Annotated in this window: 15 protein-coding genes; 1 reads left to right on the forward strand and 14 read right to left on the reverse strand. The window is 47.7% G+C overall.

The annotated features are described in order from the left end of the window. Positions 1-68: 68 nt before the first annotated feature. The 7 genes from map to ACO53F_RS03335 all read right to left on the reverse strand — a co-directional run bounded on the left by map (position 69) and on the right by ACO53F_RS03335 (position 7409). Positions 69-827, reverse strand: coding sequence for a type I methionyl aminopeptidase (gene map / locus ACO53F_RS03305; protein WP_070755060.1), 759 nt, complete (start codon positions 825-827; stop codon positions 69-71). A 19-nt stretch (positions 828-846) separates the two neighbouring features. Continuing rightward, positions 847-1608, reverse strand: coding sequence for an acyl-ACP thioesterase domain-containing protein (locus tag ACO53F_RS03310; protein WP_485137296.1), 762 nt, complete (start codon positions 1606-1608; stop codon positions 847-849). 12 nt (positions 1609-1620) lie between these two features. Further along, on the reverse strand, positions 1621-1869 hold the full coding sequence (locus ACO53F_RS03315; protein ID WP_023391973.1) for a hypothetical protein: 249 nt from the start codon (positions 1867-1869) through the stop codon (positions 1621-1623). Positions 1870-1891: 22 nt separating this feature from the next. Further along, positions 1892-3244 carry a glutathione-disulfide reductase gene (gorA, locus tag ACO53F_RS03320; protein ID WP_485137297.1) on the reverse strand — a complete coding sequence of 451 codons (1353 nt, stop codon included), beginning with the start codon at positions 3242-3244 and terminating at the stop codon, positions 1892-1894. 105 nt (positions 3245-3349) lie between these two features. Then, positions 3350-3889, reverse strand: a complete 540-nt coding sequence (locus ACO53F_RS03325) for a GNAT family N-acetyltransferase (RefSeq protein WP_485137298.1) — start codon at positions 3887-3889, stop codon at positions 3350-3352. Positions 3890-3912: 23 nt separating this feature from the next. Further along, positions 3913-5667, reverse strand: coding sequence for an ABC transporter ATP-binding protein (locus ACO53F_RS03330; RefSeq protein WP_485137299.1), 1755 nt, complete (start codon positions 5665-5667; stop codon positions 3913-3915). Beyond that, positions 5664-7409, reverse strand: coding sequence for an ABC transporter ATP-binding protein (locus ACO53F_RS03335; RefSeq protein WP_485137300.1), 1746 nt, complete (start codon positions 7407-7409; stop codon positions 5664-5666). The genes ACO53F_RS03330 and ACO53F_RS03335 overlap by 4 nt, the downstream gene beginning before the upstream one ends. 440 nt (positions 7410-7849) lie before the next feature. Here ACO53F_RS03335 and ACO53F_RS03340 point away from each other — a divergent pair, with 440 nt between their 5' ends. After that, a complete protein-coding gene (locus tag ACO53F_RS03340; protein ID WP_485137301.1) occupies positions 7850-8890 on the forward strand; it encodes a DUF1189 family protein in 1041 nt (346 codons plus the stop codon). 46 nt (positions 8891-8936) lie between these two features. On the opposite strand, the gene ACO53F_RS03345 is transcribed toward ACO53F_RS03340, so the two are convergent. The 7 genes from ACO53F_RS03345 to argS all read right to left on the reverse strand — a co-directional run bounded on the left by ACO53F_RS03345 (position 8937) and on the right by argS (position 17689). Then, positions 8937-9803 carry an ROK family protein gene (locus ACO53F_RS03345; protein WP_485137302.1) on the reverse strand — a complete coding sequence of 289 codons (867 nt, stop codon included), beginning with the start codon at positions 9801-9803 and terminating at the stop codon, positions 8937-8939. A 16-nt stretch (positions 9804-9819) separates the two neighbouring features. Next, the gene (locus ACO53F_RS03350) at positions 9820-11106 is read right to left on the reverse strand and encodes a DEAD/DEAH box helicase (RefSeq protein ID WP_485137303.1); all 1287 of its coding nucleotides are present in this window, start codon (positions 11104-11106) and stop codon (positions 9820-9822) included. After that, the gene (locus ACO53F_RS03355; protein WP_485137304.1) at positions 11106-12176 is read right to left on the reverse strand and encodes a Gfo/Idh/MocA family protein; all 1071 of its coding nucleotides are present in this window, start codon (positions 12174-12176) and stop codon (positions 11106-11108) included. The genes ACO53F_RS03350 and ACO53F_RS03355 overlap by 1 nt, the downstream gene beginning before the upstream one ends. Positions 12177-12198: 22 nt before the next feature. After that, on the reverse strand, positions 12199-13560 hold the full coding sequence (locus ACO53F_RS03360) for an MATE family efflux transporter (RefSeq protein ID WP_485137305.1): 1362 nt from the start codon (positions 13558-13560) through the stop codon (positions 12199-12201). Between the two features lie 22 nt (positions 13561-13582). Further along, positions 13583-15286, reverse strand: coding sequence for a M3 family oligoendopeptidase (locus tag ACO53F_RS03365; RefSeq protein ID WP_485137306.1), 1704 nt, complete (start codon positions 15284-15286; stop codon positions 13583-13585). 161 nt (positions 15287-15447) lie between these two features. Next, positions 15448-15945 (reverse strand): methylated-DNA--[protein]-cysteine S-methyltransferase, encoded by a 498-nt coding sequence (locus ACO53F_RS03370; protein ID WP_485137307.1) that lies wholly within the window; start codon positions 15943-15945, stop codon positions 15448-15450. Positions 15946-15997: 52 nt separating this feature from the next. Next, on the reverse strand, positions 15998-17689 hold the full coding sequence (gene argS, locus ACO53F_RS03375) for an arginine--tRNA ligase (RefSeq protein WP_485137308.1): 1692 nt from the start codon (positions 17687-17689) through the stop codon (positions 15998-16000). Between the last annotated feature and the right edge of the window lie 277 nt (positions 17690-17966).

The following is a 17966-nucleotide window of genomic DNA, read 5'->3' on the forward strand; positions in this document are numbered from 1 at the left end:
TCTAAGCAAAAAAGAGGGGAAATTAATCCCCTCTTTCCAACTATCTATTAAGCCCCTAAACCAGCAAGTTATCCTTCAGGCACTTGTTGGGTCAGAATACGTGGTCCTTCCTTAGTAATAACTAAGGAATGTTCATACTGGGCACAATTTCCCCCATCGCGGGTACGTGCCGTCCAACCATTATTATCCATCTTCATTTGCCAAGTGCCCGTCGTAATCATTGGCTCAATGGTGATAGTCATGCCTTCCTTGAGGCGCAAGCCCTTGCCCTTGGTCCCGTAATGTGGGATACCTGGTTCTTCGTGGATGGTTGGACCAATGCCGTGGCCGATAAAGTCACGGACTACCCCGTAACCCTTAGCTTCAGCATAAGTTTGAATAGCGTGGCCGATATCCCCAATGCGATTGCCGACTTGAGCCGCTTCAATCCCCTTATAGAGAGCTTCCTTGGTCACTTCCATAAGGGCTTGATTCTCAGGGCTGACCTGACCGACTGCATAGGTCCAGCAAGAATCTGAAATAGCCCCTGCCAAATCCACACAGAAGTCTACTTTGACAATATCGCCGTCCTTAAGCACATAGTTGGATGGGAAACCATGGCAGATTTCGTCATTAACACTGGTACAGGTCGCGTATTTATAACCTTCATAGCCAATTTGAGCGGCTACTGCCCCAGCAGCTTCAATCTTGTCTTGAACAAACTTGTCTACTTGAGCTGTCGTTAGACCTGGTTTAATAAAGTCACGCAACTGGACATGAATGCCCGCCAAAATCTCGCCTGACTTAGCCATAGCATCGATTTCACGCGGTGATTTTAAGGTAATCATGGATTAGATACACTCCTTCTTAGGCTAAGTCCACTGGCTGGTTCCAGACAAACTGAACCAGGCAGGCAACTTTATCCTTACTTAGATTATAAATTTGATGGTCGGTCACCCATTGCTGGTCGCCCAAAGGGACCACCTGGCTTCGAATCTCCACTTGGTCGCTAGGCAGGAGCTCACTGCCGTACTTGATATAACAGCTAGAGTATGGCGCTTGACTAGCTAATTGGTCTAGGGCCCAGCCAATGTAGACCAGATTGTTAACATGACCATTTTCGTCGATGACCTCTGGCGTAATAGCTAAAGGCGACGTCTTACTTTCTTGAACTTGGTCCCCTTGCCATTTTACCGGATCAAAATGAGCTGGCTCTTCTTCTGCTATGACCAAATTGGCCTCTTGGAAAGACTCAATTGGTAAGCGCACAATCCGGCGCTTATCCAAGTCTAAGATGACATATTGGGCTTCCACAATGGCCAGCAGCCGGTCCCCTTCATAGAAACGAAAGCGACGATTACAGAAGAAACGATTGGCTTCGCAGAGCAAGGTCTCTACTCTTAAGTCTTCCTGACCCTGATATCGATCCGCTAGCTCCAATCGGTATTGAGTAACAATCCAAGATTGGGTCTCACTGACAAAGGCATAGTTGAGTTGGGTCCGAACCACTTGGTCATGGGCGCCAGAGGTGATAAGGGCATAACGAATCATGCGCTGGGGTTCAATAATCCCCTGCTTATGGACTATCTCTTGACGTGGGAAAAACTTAGAAAAGCGGGTTTGAACCATCGATACACCTCTTTATTGCTTGCTTGAGACCGTTAAATTAACCAGTAACCAGGCTAGACCTAGGAAGAGCCCTGCCCCCAAGAAACTTGGGATCGGCGCAAATCCGTAGATGGCAGGCCCTAGCTTGAACCAAAAATAATTACCAATCCAGGCACCAATTAGGCCGGCTACCATAAAGCGACTTCTGCTTTCGGGTAACTCATGGTAGAGTAAGGCCATGAGCCAGCCCAGGAAGACGCCAACTAATAAAGATATTACCATTATCTCGCCTCCAGCTCAAGTCTTAACGCATGGTAACAAACTCTTCCGAACCTGTCGGGTGAATAGCGATTGTCGCATCGAAGTCCGCCTTAGTCGCCCCCATCTTAATGGCCACCGCGAAGCCTTGCAACATTTCGTCTACCCCTTCGCCAATGGCGTGAAGGCCGACAATCTTCTCTTCAGGGCCTTGGCAAACCAACTTAAACTTAGAAGGAACATTGAGCCCGGCAGCCCGTTGATACATGGAGTTGAACTGGCTAGTGTAGATTTTGAGGTTGTCTGCCCCGAATTTAGCTTCTGCTTCTTCTTGAGTGTAACCCACTGTGGCGATGGCCGGGTGGGAGAAGACAACTGTTGGAATTTGGCTGTAATCAATGGCAGCTGAGGCTGCCCCATTGAAGAGGTACTCTGCTACGTGACGGCCAGCGCGGATAGCGACTGGCGTCAAGGCTGGGCGACCGATTACATCCCCTACTGCATAAATATGTGGGACGGCTGTCTGATGTTGATCATTGACTTGGATAATGCCACGTTCATTGACTTGAATGTCGGTATTTTCCAAGCCTAGGGCGTCGGAATTAAGGGCCCGACCAATGGCTGCAATGACCCGATCCACTACTAAGACTACTTGACCTTGAGACAAACATTCAATCTTGCCATCCTGGCGACGACGATAGGCGTCAAACTGGGTATGAGCGTGTAAAGTTGGGCCATGTTCTGCCATGGTATCCAACAAGGCTTGGCTAAGCATGGAGTCAAATTTACGTAATGGGCGGTCATAGCGGACGACTAAGTGAGATTCTACCCCCAAAGCATGTAAGACACCGGCCAACTCTACAGCAATATAACCTGCGCCCACAACGGCAACTGATTGAGGCAGGTCTTGCCATTCGAAGAAGGAATCAGACGTATCCAAGAGCTCGTGGCCTGGCACTTGCGGCACCGCTGGACGGCCACCTGTGGCAATCATAAAGTAAGCAGCTGAATAGTTTTGACCGTTAACTTGAACCGTATGATTATCGACGAATTTAGCATAACCCTTGATGTAATCAATGCCATTATTCAATAAACCACGCTCATAGCTAGCGCGGGCATTGGCCACATAGGTATCACGAGCCTTAACAAATTCCTGGTAGTTAAATTGATAGTGAACATCTTGGAAGCCATAGCCTGGCCCTACTTGGTTCATGACATCGGCCATGTGAGCCGCATACCAGGTGATTTTCTTAGGCACACAGCCTTCGTTGACACAGGTTCCTCCTAAGCGTTTGCCTTCAATCAAGGCTACCTTGGCGCCGTACATAGCCGCGCGATTGGCTGTCGCCACACCGCCGCTACCGCCACCAATTACAATTAAATCATAGTTTGCAGTCATGCAAATACCTCCTCATAATCTCTACCCTTCTATACTACACCATTTGATCCAAAATCCCTTCTATAATGCTCAAAAAGCGGGAGACAGGCTCCCGCTTTCTATCAGCTATAAGTCAATCCAATAACGACACAAGAGATTGCCGTCTGGTTCCGTCACCATATTTTCCAAAATCCCGCCATTCTTCTCAATAACACGTGCTGAACCCAGATTGGATTGGTCACAGGTAATCAGTAATCGCCGGAGCCCCTCTTGACGAGCCTTATCTAGAGTTAAGGTCAAGAGTTGGGTGCCATAACCCTGGCCCCAGCAAGCTGGCGCGATTGAGTAACCGACATGACCACCGAACTGACGTAAATAGTCCGTTAATTCAAGCCGCAAATTACTTAGACCAACCAAGCGATCACTGGCACCATCCTGAGTGGTCGGCTCCATCACTAACCATATTTTGGCTGGCGCATAGCCCTCGGGAAGCGTCTCAGGTTTGGTCAGGGCCACTTGTCTTTGATGCCAAGCTGCCATATCGTCATAGTTTTCAAGGTCGCCACAGCCATGGGCGACTAATTTAAGATTTAGATAGGCCTGACGATAGGCTGCTAGTGCCGGATAATCAGCTGGACTAATCTCCTTAAGATATAAGTTACTCATGGTAAGCCTCCTTTTCACCGTTACTAGCCATTTGCTTGTTGCAACTGCATACGATACATTTCAGCATAGCGTCCGCCTTGGGCCAGCAAGGCTTGATGATTGCCACGTTCCACAATCTGGCCTTCATGCAAGACCAAAATTAAATCAGCATCTTGAATGGTCGACAGACGGTGGGCAATGATAAAGGTGGTCCGTCCCTGGCTCACGACCTTCATGGCATGTTGAATGATTTCCTCTGTTTCTGTATCGATATGAGACGTTGCCTCATCCAGAATCAAAATCTTAGGATCCGCTGCCAAGGTCCGGGCAAAACTAATCAGTTGGCGTTCGCCACTGGAATAGGTAGCCCCTTTTTCAAAGACAGGAGCCTGAATCCCTTGAGGCAGGCGGCTGACCATATCCTTGGCCCCAACCCGTTCAAGGGCTTGCCAGACGGCCGCATCATCAATGGTCTCATTCCCCATGGTCACATTAGAAGCGATGGTTCCGGTGAAGAGATAAGGGTCTTGAAGAACAATCCCCATTTCCTTGCGGACACTTTCACGGGAATAATCGCTAATGGCTTGTCCATCAATGAGAATCTGACCTTCTTGAGGATCATAAAAACGGAACAAGAGGTTAATCATGGAACTCTTACCCGACCCCGTATGTCCCACCAGTGCAACGGTCTGACCTGGTTGAGCTAGCAGATTCAAATCCTTCAAGACAGGTTGGCCCGCCACATAGGCAAAATTAACATGCTTGAACTCGACTTGACCTTGAGTCACTACCAAGTCTCGGTCTAGCTCCACTTCCTGCTCCGCATCTAGTAATTCTAGCACCCGTTGGCCGGTTGCTACCGATTGTTGAATCTGGGAGAATTGACGGACAAAGTTATTGAGGTTCATGAAGAGACGATCCAAGTAGTTAATATAGATAAAGAGCTGGCCGACGGTTATGGCCAGAGACTGATTCAAGAATTGATAACCCACCACAGCCAAAATTAAGGCAACAAAGGACCGATTAAGCAATTCACCCAAGCTCCAAGAGACCGTGGAGTCCACGCGAATCCATTTTAGGTCCGCCTGATACATCTGCTCCACCACCGCTTGGAAACGCGATTTGAAGCTAGGCTCAATGTGTGAGAGCTGAATCATAACACTACCATTCATGGTTTCATTGACCTGGGAATTGACCTCACTCTGAGCTTCGAAGAAAACCTTCATGGCCTGGGACATCTGCCGGCTGTAGAGGACATACCAGAAGTAAAAGAGTGGCAAAAGCAATAAGAGGGCCAAGCCAATGTAGAAATTCATGCTGAAGATAAAGGCATAAATAATAAGCACTTGAGCCAAATTGAGAAAGGCCTGGGACATAATCCCCCCATAGAAGTTTTTTCTTAGGGTCTCTGTGTCATTAATAATGCGAGAGGAAATCTTACCGGCTGGCTTGTCATCAAAGTAAGAAACCGGCAGGTTCTGCATAACATCAAAGGCCTTATTACGGATGAACTCGACAACTCGGTTGGCACATGACATCAAAATCACAGTAGCAAAATAGCCGATAATCGAAGCTAAAGCAATTAACCCCACATAAAGACCTAGATGATTGACTAAGGCAGGAAAGTCCAACTCCTTAGCTTGACTGACGACAGGAGTGAGCACCTGGTCAATGACTTTTTGAATTTCTAGCGGCGCATAGTTTTGGATGATGGTAGCCCCGCCTAAAAGGACTAGGCCTAGGACAAAGAGTCGCCATTCCTCTTTGACAAATTTAGCCAATCTTAATGGGATATTCATACCATCACCTCCTCTTCTTTGTCTTCTTCACTTAAGCGTTGGCGCCATGCTTGTTCAGCATACCAACCACCTAAGGCCATGAGGTCTGCTGCGCGCCCCTCTTCTACGATACTGCCTTGATCCAAGACGATAATCCAATCGGCATGCTCCACGGCAGACAGACGATGGCTCGTAATAATATTAGTCTTACCCGCTCGTAGGGTTTGGATATTTTCAATAATAATACGTTCGGTCCTCGCATCAACTGCCGATAAGGCATCGTCTAAGATGAGGAGCTCTGGTTCCTTGATCATAGCGCGGGCAATGGAAATGCGTTGTTTCTGACCGCCCGAGATAGCCACCCCCTTCTCCCCAATCAGGGTATCATAGCCATCCGACATACGTTCTAAGTCTTGGCTAAAGGCCGCAATCGCAACCGCAACATCCACTTGCTTCTGACTTGCAGTCGGTTTACCAAAGAGGATATTCTCTCGGACAGAACGGGAAAAGAGTAAATGTTCTTGGGGCACATAGCCAATTAGGCTCTCAATATCGTGACGGATATAATCGCTAATAGGTCGATCATTGACTTGAAAATCACCCTGGCCAACGGGATACTGGCGTAGGAATTGGCGGACCAAAGTCGTCTTACCACTCCCTGTCTTACCGACAATCCCAAGGGTTTGGCCTTTCTTAAGACGCAGATTAATATGGCTTAAGCTATCTTGATGGGCGCCCTGATAACGGAAACTATAATCCGCTAGGGCTATTTCCTCTAAGTCCCTTAGGGGCTGACGACCATGATTATCCATGTCATCGTCCTCTTGCAACAACTCCTGAATCTTACCGTGGCTGACCTTAGCATCTTGATAGATCACCACTAAGTCCGTTAAAGACCAAAGTGGCTCAGCCAGTGAGACAGAATAAAGTTGTAGCGCAATGATCTGACCCAAGGTCAAATGCCCAGCCGCCATTTCCAGTCCCCCTACACCAATAACTAGGGCAGCAGTCAAGGACATAATGGTAATCGATAGGCGACCAAAAGCTGCCTGATAGTACATTATGCGGTCAGCCTTACTTGCTAAGTCCCGTGTCTTAGCTCTGAAGCCTTGACTAGCCTCTTGCTTATTGCCATAAGCACGTGTGACGCGAATGCCCTCTATTACCTCCAAGACTTCATTACTGAGAGCGGCAACTGCATCACGTTGTTGCGTGACAGCCTCATCTTGTTTCCTGGTTAAGAAAATAAAGGGTAAGATAATGAGACTGGATGGGATAATGGATAGAAGCGTCACCTTCCAAGAAATAGACAGCATAATGGGAATAATAATGAAGTAAGTCCCTGCTGATAACATAAAGCTCATAATACCATAACCCATGAACTCCTCAATGACTTTGACATCAGAAGTGAAGCGAGTCATCATGTCGCCTGAACGGAACTTCTCAAAAAATTGAATTCGCATGCTGATGATCTTCTGGTAGAGATTGAGCTTGACTTCCTTAATATAGAAAGCCGATTGACTAAAGAGTCGACTCATCCATAGGTATTCAGATGTATATTGAGCTACTGCCACCACCAGGATAATACCAACGAAGAGTGCCAGGCTCTGACCCGTCAACGAGTGGTCGGCCATGGCATCAATAATGGCCTGAGTCACGCGCGTAGGAATGACCCACAAGATATAGTTGGCAATGATGGAAAGCAGAATAATCAGGTAAGTCATCGGATAACGTTTAATAAATTGCCACATGGCAGCTAACATAAAAATCCCCCTTAATTTAGACAGATAGATAGGTAAAATCCCCTAATAGACGCACAAAAAAGACCCTAAGATGGACAGTACAAGGCACAGAATCTAGTCCTGGTCCTTGCCACTCCAACTTAGCGTCTTATAGTATTTTATATTCTTGGCTACAAGGCCTAGTAAGGCACTTTATAGCATGACGTCTAAAAGGAGTGGGTGTTGTTTAGCTTGTTTGGTTTTAGCTACTAAGATCATGACACATACTCCTTTCTTTCATTTTTTCTTACTTTTCTAGGATACCACAGGCTTATCGTATTTGTAAAGCCTTTCTTGAAATTATTTTACAAACATCCTTAGTCCTAGGCCCCTTCAGGTAGCTTGGCTTGCAATATGGTGTGGCTTTCGGTAAACTAAGCCTGTATAAAGCAATTTCTAGATTAATATAAAGGATGACCACATTGAAACAATTAATTGCCATTATCTTTTCTTCCTTGCGAATGCCCCAACAAATCTTCGGGCTTTCCAAGGTGCCCTTTAAATTCTTCCGTCGTCTTAGCCGGCTGATTATTCTCTGGCTAACTGTCACCTCTGTCCTGGTGACCCTCAAGCCACTCAATCAACTCTTTGACGATGTCAAAGCCAGCTCATCTAACCTACCCGATTTCCATATTGTCGACGGTAAGCTAGAGCTCGCCCAAGACCAAAAGCCTGTCTACTTCCAATCTCAATCTTTCCAATTGGTTGTCGACGATACCGTAACTGTTAGCGGGCCCCAAGACCAACCTACTATCCCAACGGACATTGCTAGCCGCCTGTCCACTAAGTCCATGGCTAGCTTCTTCCTCTTCAAGGATCGCGCTTTCGGCCAAATAGCCGGTCGTATGATGCAAATCACGGACCTTTACAATGCCAACTTTAACAAGCAAGTCGCCAGCCAAACTTTAAACTCCATTGAAAATTACCGCTGGATCTTTTATTTGTCCCTTGCCATTGTGGCTTGGATTATCTCCTGGTTACTCTATTGGTTTATAGTCCTACTTATTTCTTACTTGGCTCACTTCACTACCCTACGGTCCAAGTCCTTCAAACTCTTTAGCCAAACTATGCGCCTAGTGATTCAAGTGACCTTTGTTCCCTTCCTTATCTATGGCCTCTTACAAATCATTATGCCTCTAGGCTTTGTCTTCTTTGTCTTCTTGGCCCTCTATACAGTGGCCTTCATTTATTACGCCCAACAGCGTTTTATGATGAGTCTCTTCTCGGCCTTCAATAGCCAAGCCTTCAAGGAAGGAATGCAGGACTTACAAGAAGATGCCAATAAGCTAAGTCCTGAGGAAATGAACGAACGTTTCATGTCCTTAATCCAAGAAGCTAGACAAGAGCGTCATGCCCAAGGTGAAGATGGAGATGAATTGGCAGATGTCAATCCTCAAGATCACACACCTCAAGATGACCAGCCGTCACAAGATTCTTCTGACCAAGATCAAGATAATAAATAATAAAAAGCTAGGACCTCAAGTCCTAGCTTTTTATGTCTTAAGTGCTTTACTTGGCTTCTAAGAGTTCCTTAGCCAATTCGTAACAGCCGGTAATGCCGGCATTATCTTCCAAAGCAGGTGGCACGATGAAACCTTCTAATTCTGGCAAGGTCACATAGTTCTTGTTAAGAGCTACCAAATGTTCGCGAATCATTGGGAAGAGTTGGCGTTGCTTCATGACCCCGCCACCCAAGATAAAGCGTTCAGTACTCAAAATCAAATAGTAGTTGTAAAGTGCTTGAGCAATGTAGTAGGCTTCTAAGTTCCATACTTCCATCTCATTGCTGAGTTCAATCCCCTTCTTGCCCCAACGTGCTTCAATCGCTGGCCCAGCAGCCATGCCTTCTAAGCAGTCGTGGTGGAAAGGACATTTACCTTCATAGTGGTCCTCTGGATGACGTTTGAGGCTGATGTGACCTGCTTCAGGATGGGCAAAACCGCTAATAATCTTACCCCCGACTACAACCCCAGCACCCACACCGGTCCCGATGGTGATATACATGCAGTTTTCTACGCCACGTGCTGCCCCTTGCTTCATTTCCCCGTAGGCTGCTGCATTGACGTCAGTGGTCCAAGCCATTGGCACATCAAATTCCTTCTTGAAAGCACCCAAGAAATCAAAATGTTGCCATGGCAATTTAGGCGTATTGGTGATATAACCGTAGTCCTTACCATTAGGGTTAGCCCCGATTGGACCGAAAGAACCAAAACCAAAGGCCTTAATCCCATTATATTTCTTGAAGAAGTTAATCATGCTTGGCATGGATTCAGATGGTGTCTCAGTAGGGACACTCAAACGTTCAATCAAAGTCCCATCCATTTCGAAGACAGCGCAGACACATTTTGTACCGCCTAATTCAATTGCTCCAATCATCTTACACACTCACTTTCTATGCTTTTGCTTTTCTTTTACCCTTGTTCTTACTGTCGCGATGCCGGTCTTTTTTCTTCTTAGGCTTGGTCGCGGCAGCTGCCTTAGCTTTGCGGGCTGGTTTAGCGCCAGTCTTAGGCTTGGCCTTTGGGCCCTCTAGCCTTTGGGCTTCCTGCTGGCCAGAGCGTTCTTGGGGCCCTACTAATTGGCCTTTGAAGGTAATACGCTCTGATAGTTGGTAAGGGCTGGCTGCTAAGAGCCTTTCTAGATCGCGTAATTCCTGTTCATTAACTAAAGACAGAACTGTACCGGATTTACCCATACGACCTGTGCGGCCTGAGCGGTGAACATAGGTATCCAGGCTCTCCACTCGGTTGTAGTGGATGATATAAGGCAGGTTAGGGATATCTAAGCCCCGCGCCGCCATATCGGTAGTCAGCAAGTAAGTCACCTTGCCCTGCTGGACTAGGCGGAAGGCACGCTCGCGCTCTTGCTTGGACAGTTGGCCATGCATGACTGCTACCTTAATGCCTTGAAAGACTAATTTAGCCGCCACCGTTTCTAGGTCATGCACCTGTTCGAAGAAGACCAAGGCCTGCATATCTGCAACTTGGGCTAGACGCTTGAGTTGTTGGACCTTTTGTCGGTCATGCGTCAAGACATAGACATGGTCCACTTGCCCAGACTGGCTGACCTGGTCGCTCTCTACCTGATAGAGGGGAATGCCAGATGCCACCAAGTCAACCAAAGGCTGACCATAGGTAGCACTAATCCAAGCTACTGTCACATCTCGCATAAGGGACTTTCTAATCTGATGAAGGGCCCCTTCATGCTCGGCTTGCAGTAAATAATCTGCCTCATCTAAAATCAAGTAACGGACCTGATGAACCTTAAGTTTACGGGTTTGGTTGGCTAATTCTAGGAAACGACCTGGCGTTGCCACGATAATTTCTGGCTTAGCCTTAAGGGCTTCCTGCTGACGCTTAAAGTTGGCGCCCCCTACCACTAATTGGACTTTTAAATCTAAATGACGTCCCCAAGTTTGGGCCACGCCAGCAATTTGCTTGGCCAGCTCTTGTGATGGCGCCAAAATCAAGGCCTGTAGCCCCTGCCCTGCTTGCAGTTGTCCTAAGACTGGCAAGAGATAGGCCAAGGTCTTACCACTCCCCGTAGGCGAAATAGCCACCAGGGATTGGCCTTGCGCTAAAGGTCCCATAATTAGATTTTGAATCGCGGTGGCTTGTTGATAGCCCGCAGCCTGCCATTCCTGGGCAAGGGCTGGAGCAAGTTCTAGAGTCTCTGACATCAGAGGCTTACCTCACTTTCTTGATAGGCCTCTCCCTCAAAAGGAAAGGCGAGTTGGGCCGATTGTCGCATGGCTTGCATGACTTGGGCCACCTGATAACTTAAGAGGGTCCAGTGGCGATAAAGTTCATTAGCTGGACTCTTTTCTTCTAGGCCCCGATAGCCTCGCAAGACTTGGCCGAAGGCTTCGAGTTCTCCCACCGTATCGTGCTTAGGCTGATATTGACTGATGACTGCTGTCTGCCCCTGGCTATTGGCCAGGCTGACCGTCTGAATACGGGTAATATCCTGAATGGCGATGACCTCATTATCCAGATAGATTTCACTGGCTTGTGTGGAATGTACCGCCTTAGAAACTAGGAGACTGACCTGAAACTGGTCATAATAGAGAATAGCATTACCAAAGAGGTCCACCCCATTGGCTCCTTGAACAGCTGAATACTTAAGGCGCTGAGGCATACCGAAGAGATCCACAATGACATAAAGGGGATAAATCCCCAAGTCCATCAAGCTACCTCCTGCCATAGCCGGATTGAAGATATTAGGAGCCTCCAAGCCCTGAGCCTGACTATCCAAATAGGCCGGATAGCGGCTAGAGTACTGTCCTAGAATAAAATTAGCCCCTAGGAAAGGCTGCTTAGCATCTTGGCGCTTGTTGGCCACCAGTTGCTTAAGCCGTTTATAGTTAGGGTTGTGGATGTGGAGGACCGCCTCAAATAATAAGACGCCATGGGCTCGGGCCAAGGTATGGGCCTCCTGCCACTGATCCACATTAGCAAACATGGGCTTTTCAACCATGACATGTTTGCCAGCTTGGATGGCACGTTTGGTCTGTTCAAAATGGGCCCCATTGGGACTGGCTATATATACCAAATCTAGCTCAGGGTCTGCCCAGAATTCAGCCAAATCATCACAGTAATAGGTCGCACCAAAGCGCTGGGCTAAATCCTTAGCCTTGTTTTTTTGGCGTGAATAGACGCCGTGGAGCTCATAAACCTCTGGTAGCAGACTGAGGGCTTCTAAGAAGCGCTCTGTAATCTGAGAGGTCCCGATGGTGCCAACTCGAATCATGGTGTCCATCCTTTCTATTTTTTTAGACTTGAATTGTTTTCCATTTGCCTTGACGATAGCGCCAGGTAATGAGGAAGGAGCGAATTGTTTGGTCGCCAATTACGGCTATCCAAGCACCTGCCAAACCCCAGTTGGCATAGTTGACCAAGATATAGGACAGGCAGACCCGGATACAGAAGACCGAGAAGCCCGTGGACAGCATAGGAAAGAGGGTATCCCCCACCCCACGCAAGGCCCCCACTTGAACTAATTGAACCAATTGGAAAGGCGTGAGTATCGCCATACAGATAAGTGGAATCGCGACCAAGCTAACAACATCCGCTTGTTGGGTGTAAATCTGGCCCAAGACATCCCGTCCTAGAAAGAAGACGGCACTCATGGCTAAGCCAAAGTAGAGGCCAAATCTGGCAGTCTTACGGCCATAGGCATCGGCTAAGGCCACATCACGCGCTCCTAAGGATTGGCCTACTAGGGTAGAGGCCGCAATCCCCAAGGCCATACCCGGCGTAATGGAGAAAGATAAGATATTAAGGGCAATTTGATGGGCTGCCATGACGACCGTTCCCAGTGAAGCCACAATCTTAGTGTAAAGAATCAAACTAGACCGTAGCAGGACTTGTTCTCCCGCCGACGGAATCCCAAAGCGGAAAATAGCAGCAAAAGTGCTGGCTTCCAATTTCCAATCCTTGAACCAATCAACCTGGATGGCTGACCGGCCACTAGAAATATAAAAGAGCAAACCTAAGCCCGAGCAGACATTGGCCACCAAGGTCGCAATCCCCGCTCCTGTAATGCCCAGTTCTGGTAGTCCAAAATAACCATTGACCAAACTAAAGGCCAAGGTCACATTAATGGCATTGGCTATGACGTTAATCCGCATCGGGATTTGAGTCTCCCCTACCCCTCGAATAGAAGACGATAGGAGGGCCGCCAAACAGTTAAACCAGAGGCCAATCATGACCAAGCGATAGTAGATTAACCCCGCTTCTTGAGTCAGGGCATCTGCTCCCAAAAAATCCATCATGGCTTTCTGGAAAATTAGGACAGAGGCTACGAAGAAGGTCGATAAGGCCAACCCCAACATGAGGTTATGCTTAAGAATACGACCCAGTCGATGGAGCTCCTTAGCGCCATAGGCACGGGCAATTAAGGTTGTCCCCCCTACCCCTAGCGCCTGCACGACAGCAAGGATAAAGAAGAAGGGTTGGTTGGACAGTCCCACAGCCGTTACATTGACATCGACCGGATAGAGTCCGCCCGCATACTGGCCCAAGACCACCATATTAACCATCCCGAACAAGGAGGTAAAGGTGACCTCAAGTAAGATGGGCCAAGATAGGCTGAGGACCTGACGGCTGATCTGCCGATCTTGCGATTGTTCCATTAGAGAACCACCTTTCTAGCGACTAGGCTTGGAAAGCTGATTCCGGAATATCGTCTAGATATTGTTCAATGGCTTGAACCGTTTCGACTAGGCTACCTGGTTCAAATGGTGATTTAAGATTGGCTTCCGCCACAATCTTGAGGAAGGACTTGGTCCCACCGGTCCGGCAGATGTTGAGGTAATCAGTCCATACACTTGGATCATCGTCAATCTGGCTTCGTTTCCAGAATTGGAAGGCGCAGACTTGAGCCAAGGTATAGTCGATGTAATAAAATGGGCTGGCAAAAATGTGGCCCTGACGGAACCAGAAGCCCCCACGATCTAAGAAGGAATCTGCTTCATACTGTTTCCAAGGCACATATTGACGCTCCAAACGACGCCATGTTGCACGGCGCTCAGCAGGAGTCATTTCAGGATGTTCGTAGACTTCATGTTGGAAGTGGTCCACTAAGACACCGTAAGGTAGGAAGATTAAGCCACCAGATAAGTGGGTAAACTTGTATTTGAGGGTTTGTGAGCCGAAGAAGAGTTCCATCCAAGGCCAAGCCAGGAATTCCATGGACATAGAGTGAATCTCACAAGATTCAAAGGTTGGCCAGACGCATTCTGGCGTTTGAATCCAACGGGATTGGAAGACTTGGAAGGCGTGCCCTGCTTCGTGGGTCAAGACATCGACGTCAGCAGCCGTCCCATTGAAGTTAGAGAATATAAATGGTGCTTCATAATCTGGCAAGTAGGTACAGTAACCCCCGCTAGCCTTACCTGGTTTGGTTACCAAGTCTAAGAGCTCGCGATCAACCATAAAGTCAATAAACTCACCTGTTTCTGGCGAAAGTTCATGGTACATCTTAACCCCAGCGGCCAAAATTTCTTCTGGCGTCCCTTGAGGCATGGCATTACCAGTCTTGAATTTATACTCCAAGTCGTAAGGTTTGAGACTTTCTAAGCCTAAACGATCTGCTTGACGTTGGTAGAGTTTGTTTACCACAGGCACCACGTGCTCCAAGATTTCTTGGCGATAAACTTCTACTTGTTGACGGTTATAGTCTAAGCGGTTCATGCGCAAGTAACCTACTTCAACGAAGTCCTTGAAGCCCAAGGTCTTAGCGATTTGGTCGCGAACCTTGACTAATTGATCATAAATACGGTCAAATTCAGCTTCATGGTCATTATAGAAGGCGCTGACCAATTCAGAAGCTTGACGACGGACCTCCCGGTCTGGATCTTGGGCAAACTTAGCCATACCTGGCAAGTTGTAGGTTTGACCTTGGAACTCAATCTCAGCAGAAGCTTGAAGCTTGCTGTATTCGGTGCTGAGCTTGTTCTCTTGTTGCAGTAAAGGAATAATCTCAGGACTAAAGACCTTGAGGCTGTTCTCAGCCATTGGGAAGAAGGTCTCTGGTAGGTAGTTTTCTAATTCACTCCGCCACTTAGAGCCTAAGACCGCCCGGTAATAAGCCGTATCCCATTCACCAATAATTGGAAAATGCTCGTCCCAGAAGGCTGTTTCTTCTTCGTAGAAGCTATCCTTGGTATTGATGCTGTTACGGATGCTTACCAAGGTTGATAAGGTCCCTAAAGTATTTTGGATTTCTTGAATATGTTTGGTGGCTTTGAGGGCAACTTCCGCCTCTTCTGCCTTTTCAATCAGTGAAATTTGATTAAAAAAATCTTCTTTCAGAAGGTCTAGATCAGGACGCTGATACTCCAATTCTGAAAATTTCATGGTATCACTTCTTTCTATTTACAGTTAGCTTCATTATAGCACAAAACCAGCCTTTAGGTCCTATATTTTTGCATAATCAGTGCCAAAATATACACACTCTATGGGCTCAAAACAGAAAAAGCCCAAAAGCGGCTAGCTTCTGGACTTTTAGCTGGACTCATTTATTTCTTAGGCCCAGTCCCTTCTAAGTTCAAGAGATAGGTCTTCATGTCTAATCCACCACGATAGCCTCCCAGACTGCCATCGTGAGCCAAGACCCGGTGACAAGGCAGGAGAATGCTAAGGGGATTCTGGCCCACTGCATTGGCAACGGCCCGCACCGCCTTAGGCCTGCCCAGGGCTTGTGCTAATTCCTTATAGGAACAAGTCTGACCATAGGGAATCTGAGCCAAGGCCCGCCAAACTGCCTGCTGAAAGTCGGTTCCCTTAATAAAGTCATAGGCTAATTCTAGGGGGGCTTGACCACTAAAATACTGATCCAAGGCTAGGCAAATCTCAGGCAGCTCCTGCTCCTGCCATTGGTAGCGACCTTTGGGATCTAAGTCAGCTTGACAGTCCGCCAGAGACTCGCCAAAGGCGCCAATATAGACTAGATGCCCTTGATGGGCAACGACTGGAAGCTGACCTAAGGCATGGTCATAGAGGCAATAGCTTAACATCTTGTCATCCTTTCTGAGCAAAAAGAGGCGACTGGCGCCCCTTTTACTTTGCTTACATTTTGTCTGGCGCGTGAAGGCCTAAGAGATGGAGTCCATCCTTGAGGACTTGAGCCACAGCTGCTACCAGGGCAATCCGGGAAGCAGTGCCGGCATCTTGGTCTAAGATGCGACTATTAGCATAATATTTATTGAATAATTGTGCCAACTGTACTAAATACTTGGCCACGACGGATGGCTCGTAACGGTCACCCGCCTGACGGATAATGCGTGGATAGTCTGCTAATTTCTTAGCTACTTCCCAAGCATAGTCATCCGATAGGTCAAATTCAGCTGACAAGTCGACTTCTTGCCCGTACTTGGACAAGATGCTGCGAGAACGGGCGTGGGTGTATTGAACATATGGTCCAGTTTCCCCTTCAAATTGGACGATTTCTTCCAGGTTGAAGTCGAAGCTATTCATCCGCTCTGTCTTGAGGTCATGGAAGACAACGGCCCCTACCCCTACTTGACGAGCAACTTGGTCCTTGTTTTCCAAACCTGGGTTCTTGAGCTCAATTTGTTGACGAGCTAGGCTAATCGCTTCCTTAAGCACTTCTTCCAAGAGGACAATCTTACCTTTACGGGTAGACAGCTTCTTCCCATTCAAGGTAATCAAGCCAAATGGCACATGGGCCATATCTTTTGCCCACTCATTGCCCATCATCTCTAGGACGGTTTGAAGTTGCTTGAAGTGAACACTTTGCTCGCTCCCCATGACATAGAGGTTCTTAGCAAAGTCATAGGTCCGCTTACGGTAGTAGGCAGTCGCCAAGTCACGTGTCAGGTAGAGGGTCGAACCGTCTGATTTCTTAATCAAAGCAGGTGGCAGCGTCTCATCTTCCAAGTGAACCAAGGTAGCACCATTATCAACCGATAAGAGGCCTTTTTCTTCAAGGAGCTCCACGATTTCATCCATCTTGTCGTTGTAGAAGGCTTCCCCATTATAGGAGTCGAACTCAACTTCTAAGAGGTCATAGACTTTTTGGAATTCCTTGAGGGACTCTTCACGGAACCATTGCCAGAGGGCTAACATTTCTGGGTCGCCATCTTCCAAGCGCTTGAAGATAGCCCGCGCCTGGTCTTCTAATTCAGGTTGGGTTTCAGCTTTTTCGTGGAAATCAACATAGAGCTTAACCAATTCTTTGACTGGGTCGGCCTTAACAGTGGCTTCGTCACCCCAGCCTTGGTAAGCCACAATCAACTTACCGAATTGAGTCCCCCAGTCACCCAAATGATTGACGCGAACTGGTTGGTAACCTAATTTAGCCAAGATAAGCGAAATGGAGTTACCAATAACCGTTGAACGCAAATGGCCCATCGACATTGGCTTGGCGATGTTAGGTGAGGACATGTCGATGACGACGTTACGGCCTTGACCTAGGTCTGACTGGCCGTAGCTAGCGCCCCCTTCTAGGACAGCGTGCAAGGTTTCATTGACCACCGCACCCCGTTTGAGGAAGAAGTTGACATAAGGACCCATGGCAACTACCTTATCAAACTTGCTGGCGTCTACTTGCTCTGCTACTTCTTGGGCGATGGCTTGAGGGGCCTTGCGGAAGACCTTAGCCAGTTGGAATACAGGAAAGGCCAAGTCACCATGCTCAGCATGACTTGGAACTTCAATTAACTGTTCAATTGCTTGCTCGGTCAGGTGCTCAGCCAAGACTGGGCTGAGGGCTGACACGACGGCTGTTTTTTGATTCATTGTGTGCCTCCTATTGTTTGATGAGATGGAAAATTTGAAAAAAGCCTCCAGATATCCCGAAGGGAAATCTAGAGGCGAATTAGTGACTAATTAATACGCGGTACCACTCTACTTCAGTCGCCGGCAGACTGGCGGCAACCCTTATACTTGATAACGGAGTGGGCTCCGACTTAGGCTAGCAGGCCTCTGCCCTTCACCTAAATAGTATCCAAGAGTGCGCTTCATCTGTTGACCTCTACCGGCTCTCAGCATCCCGGCTCGCTGTCTGAGGTTAGGA

The organism is Abiotrophia sp. (genome assembly GCF_057275535.1).

Excerpts from the sequence above, each read along its gene's own strand:
- map (WP_070755060.1), bottom strand. The coding sequence starts at position 827 with ATGATTACCTTAAAATCACCGCGTGAAATCGATGCTATGGCTAAGTCA.
- ACO53F_RS03310 (WP_485137296.1), bottom strand. The coding sequence starts at position 1,608 with ATGGTTCAAACCCGCTTTTCTAAGTTTTTCCCACGTCAAGAGATAGTC.
- ACO53F_RS03315 (WP_023391973.1), bottom strand. The coding sequence starts at position 1,869 with ATGGTAATATCTTTATTAGTTGGCGTCTTCCTGGGCTGGCTCATGGCC.
- gorA (WP_485137297.1), bottom strand. The coding sequence starts at position 3,244 with ATGACTGCAAACTATGATTTAATTGTAATTGGTGGCGGTAGCGGCGGT.
- ACO53F_RS03325 (WP_485137298.1), bottom strand. The coding sequence starts at position 3,889 with ATGAGTAACTTATATCTTAAGGAGATTAGTCCAGCTGATTATCCGGCA.
- ACO53F_RS03330 (WP_485137299.1), bottom strand. The coding sequence starts at position 5,667 with ATGAATATCCCATTAAGATTGGCTAAATTTGTCAAAGAGGAATGGCGA.
- ACO53F_RS03335 (WP_485137300.1), bottom strand. The coding sequence starts at position 7,409 with ATGTTAGCTGCCATGTGGCAATTTATTAAACGTTATCCGATGACTTAC.
- ACO53F_RS03345 (WP_485137302.1), bottom strand. The coding sequence starts at position 9,803 with ATGATTGGAGCAATTGAATTAGGCGGTACAAAATGTGTCTGCGCTGTC.
- ACO53F_RS03350 (WP_485137303.1), bottom strand. The coding sequence starts at position 11,106 with ATGTCAGAGACTCTAGAACTTGCTCCAGCCCTTGCCCAGGAATGGCAG.
- ACO53F_RS03355 (WP_485137304.1), bottom strand. The coding sequence starts at position 12,176 with ATGATTCGAGTTGGCACCATCGGGACCTCTCAGATTACAGAGCGCTTC.
- ACO53F_RS03360 (WP_485137305.1), bottom strand. The coding sequence starts at position 13,560 with ATGGAACAATCGCAAGATCGGCAGATCAGCCGTCAGGTCCTCAGCCTA.
- ACO53F_RS03365 (WP_485137306.1), bottom strand. The coding sequence starts at position 15,286 with ATGAAATTTTCAGAATTGGAGTATCAGCGTCCTGATCTAGACCTTCTG.
- ACO53F_RS03370 (WP_485137307.1), bottom strand. The coding sequence starts at position 15,945 with ATGTTAAGCTATTGCCTCTATGACCATGCCTTAGGTCAGCTTCCAGTC.
- argS (WP_485137308.1), bottom strand. The coding sequence starts at position 17,689 with ATGAATCAAAAAACAGCCGTCGTGTCAGCCCTCAGCCCAGTCTTGGCT.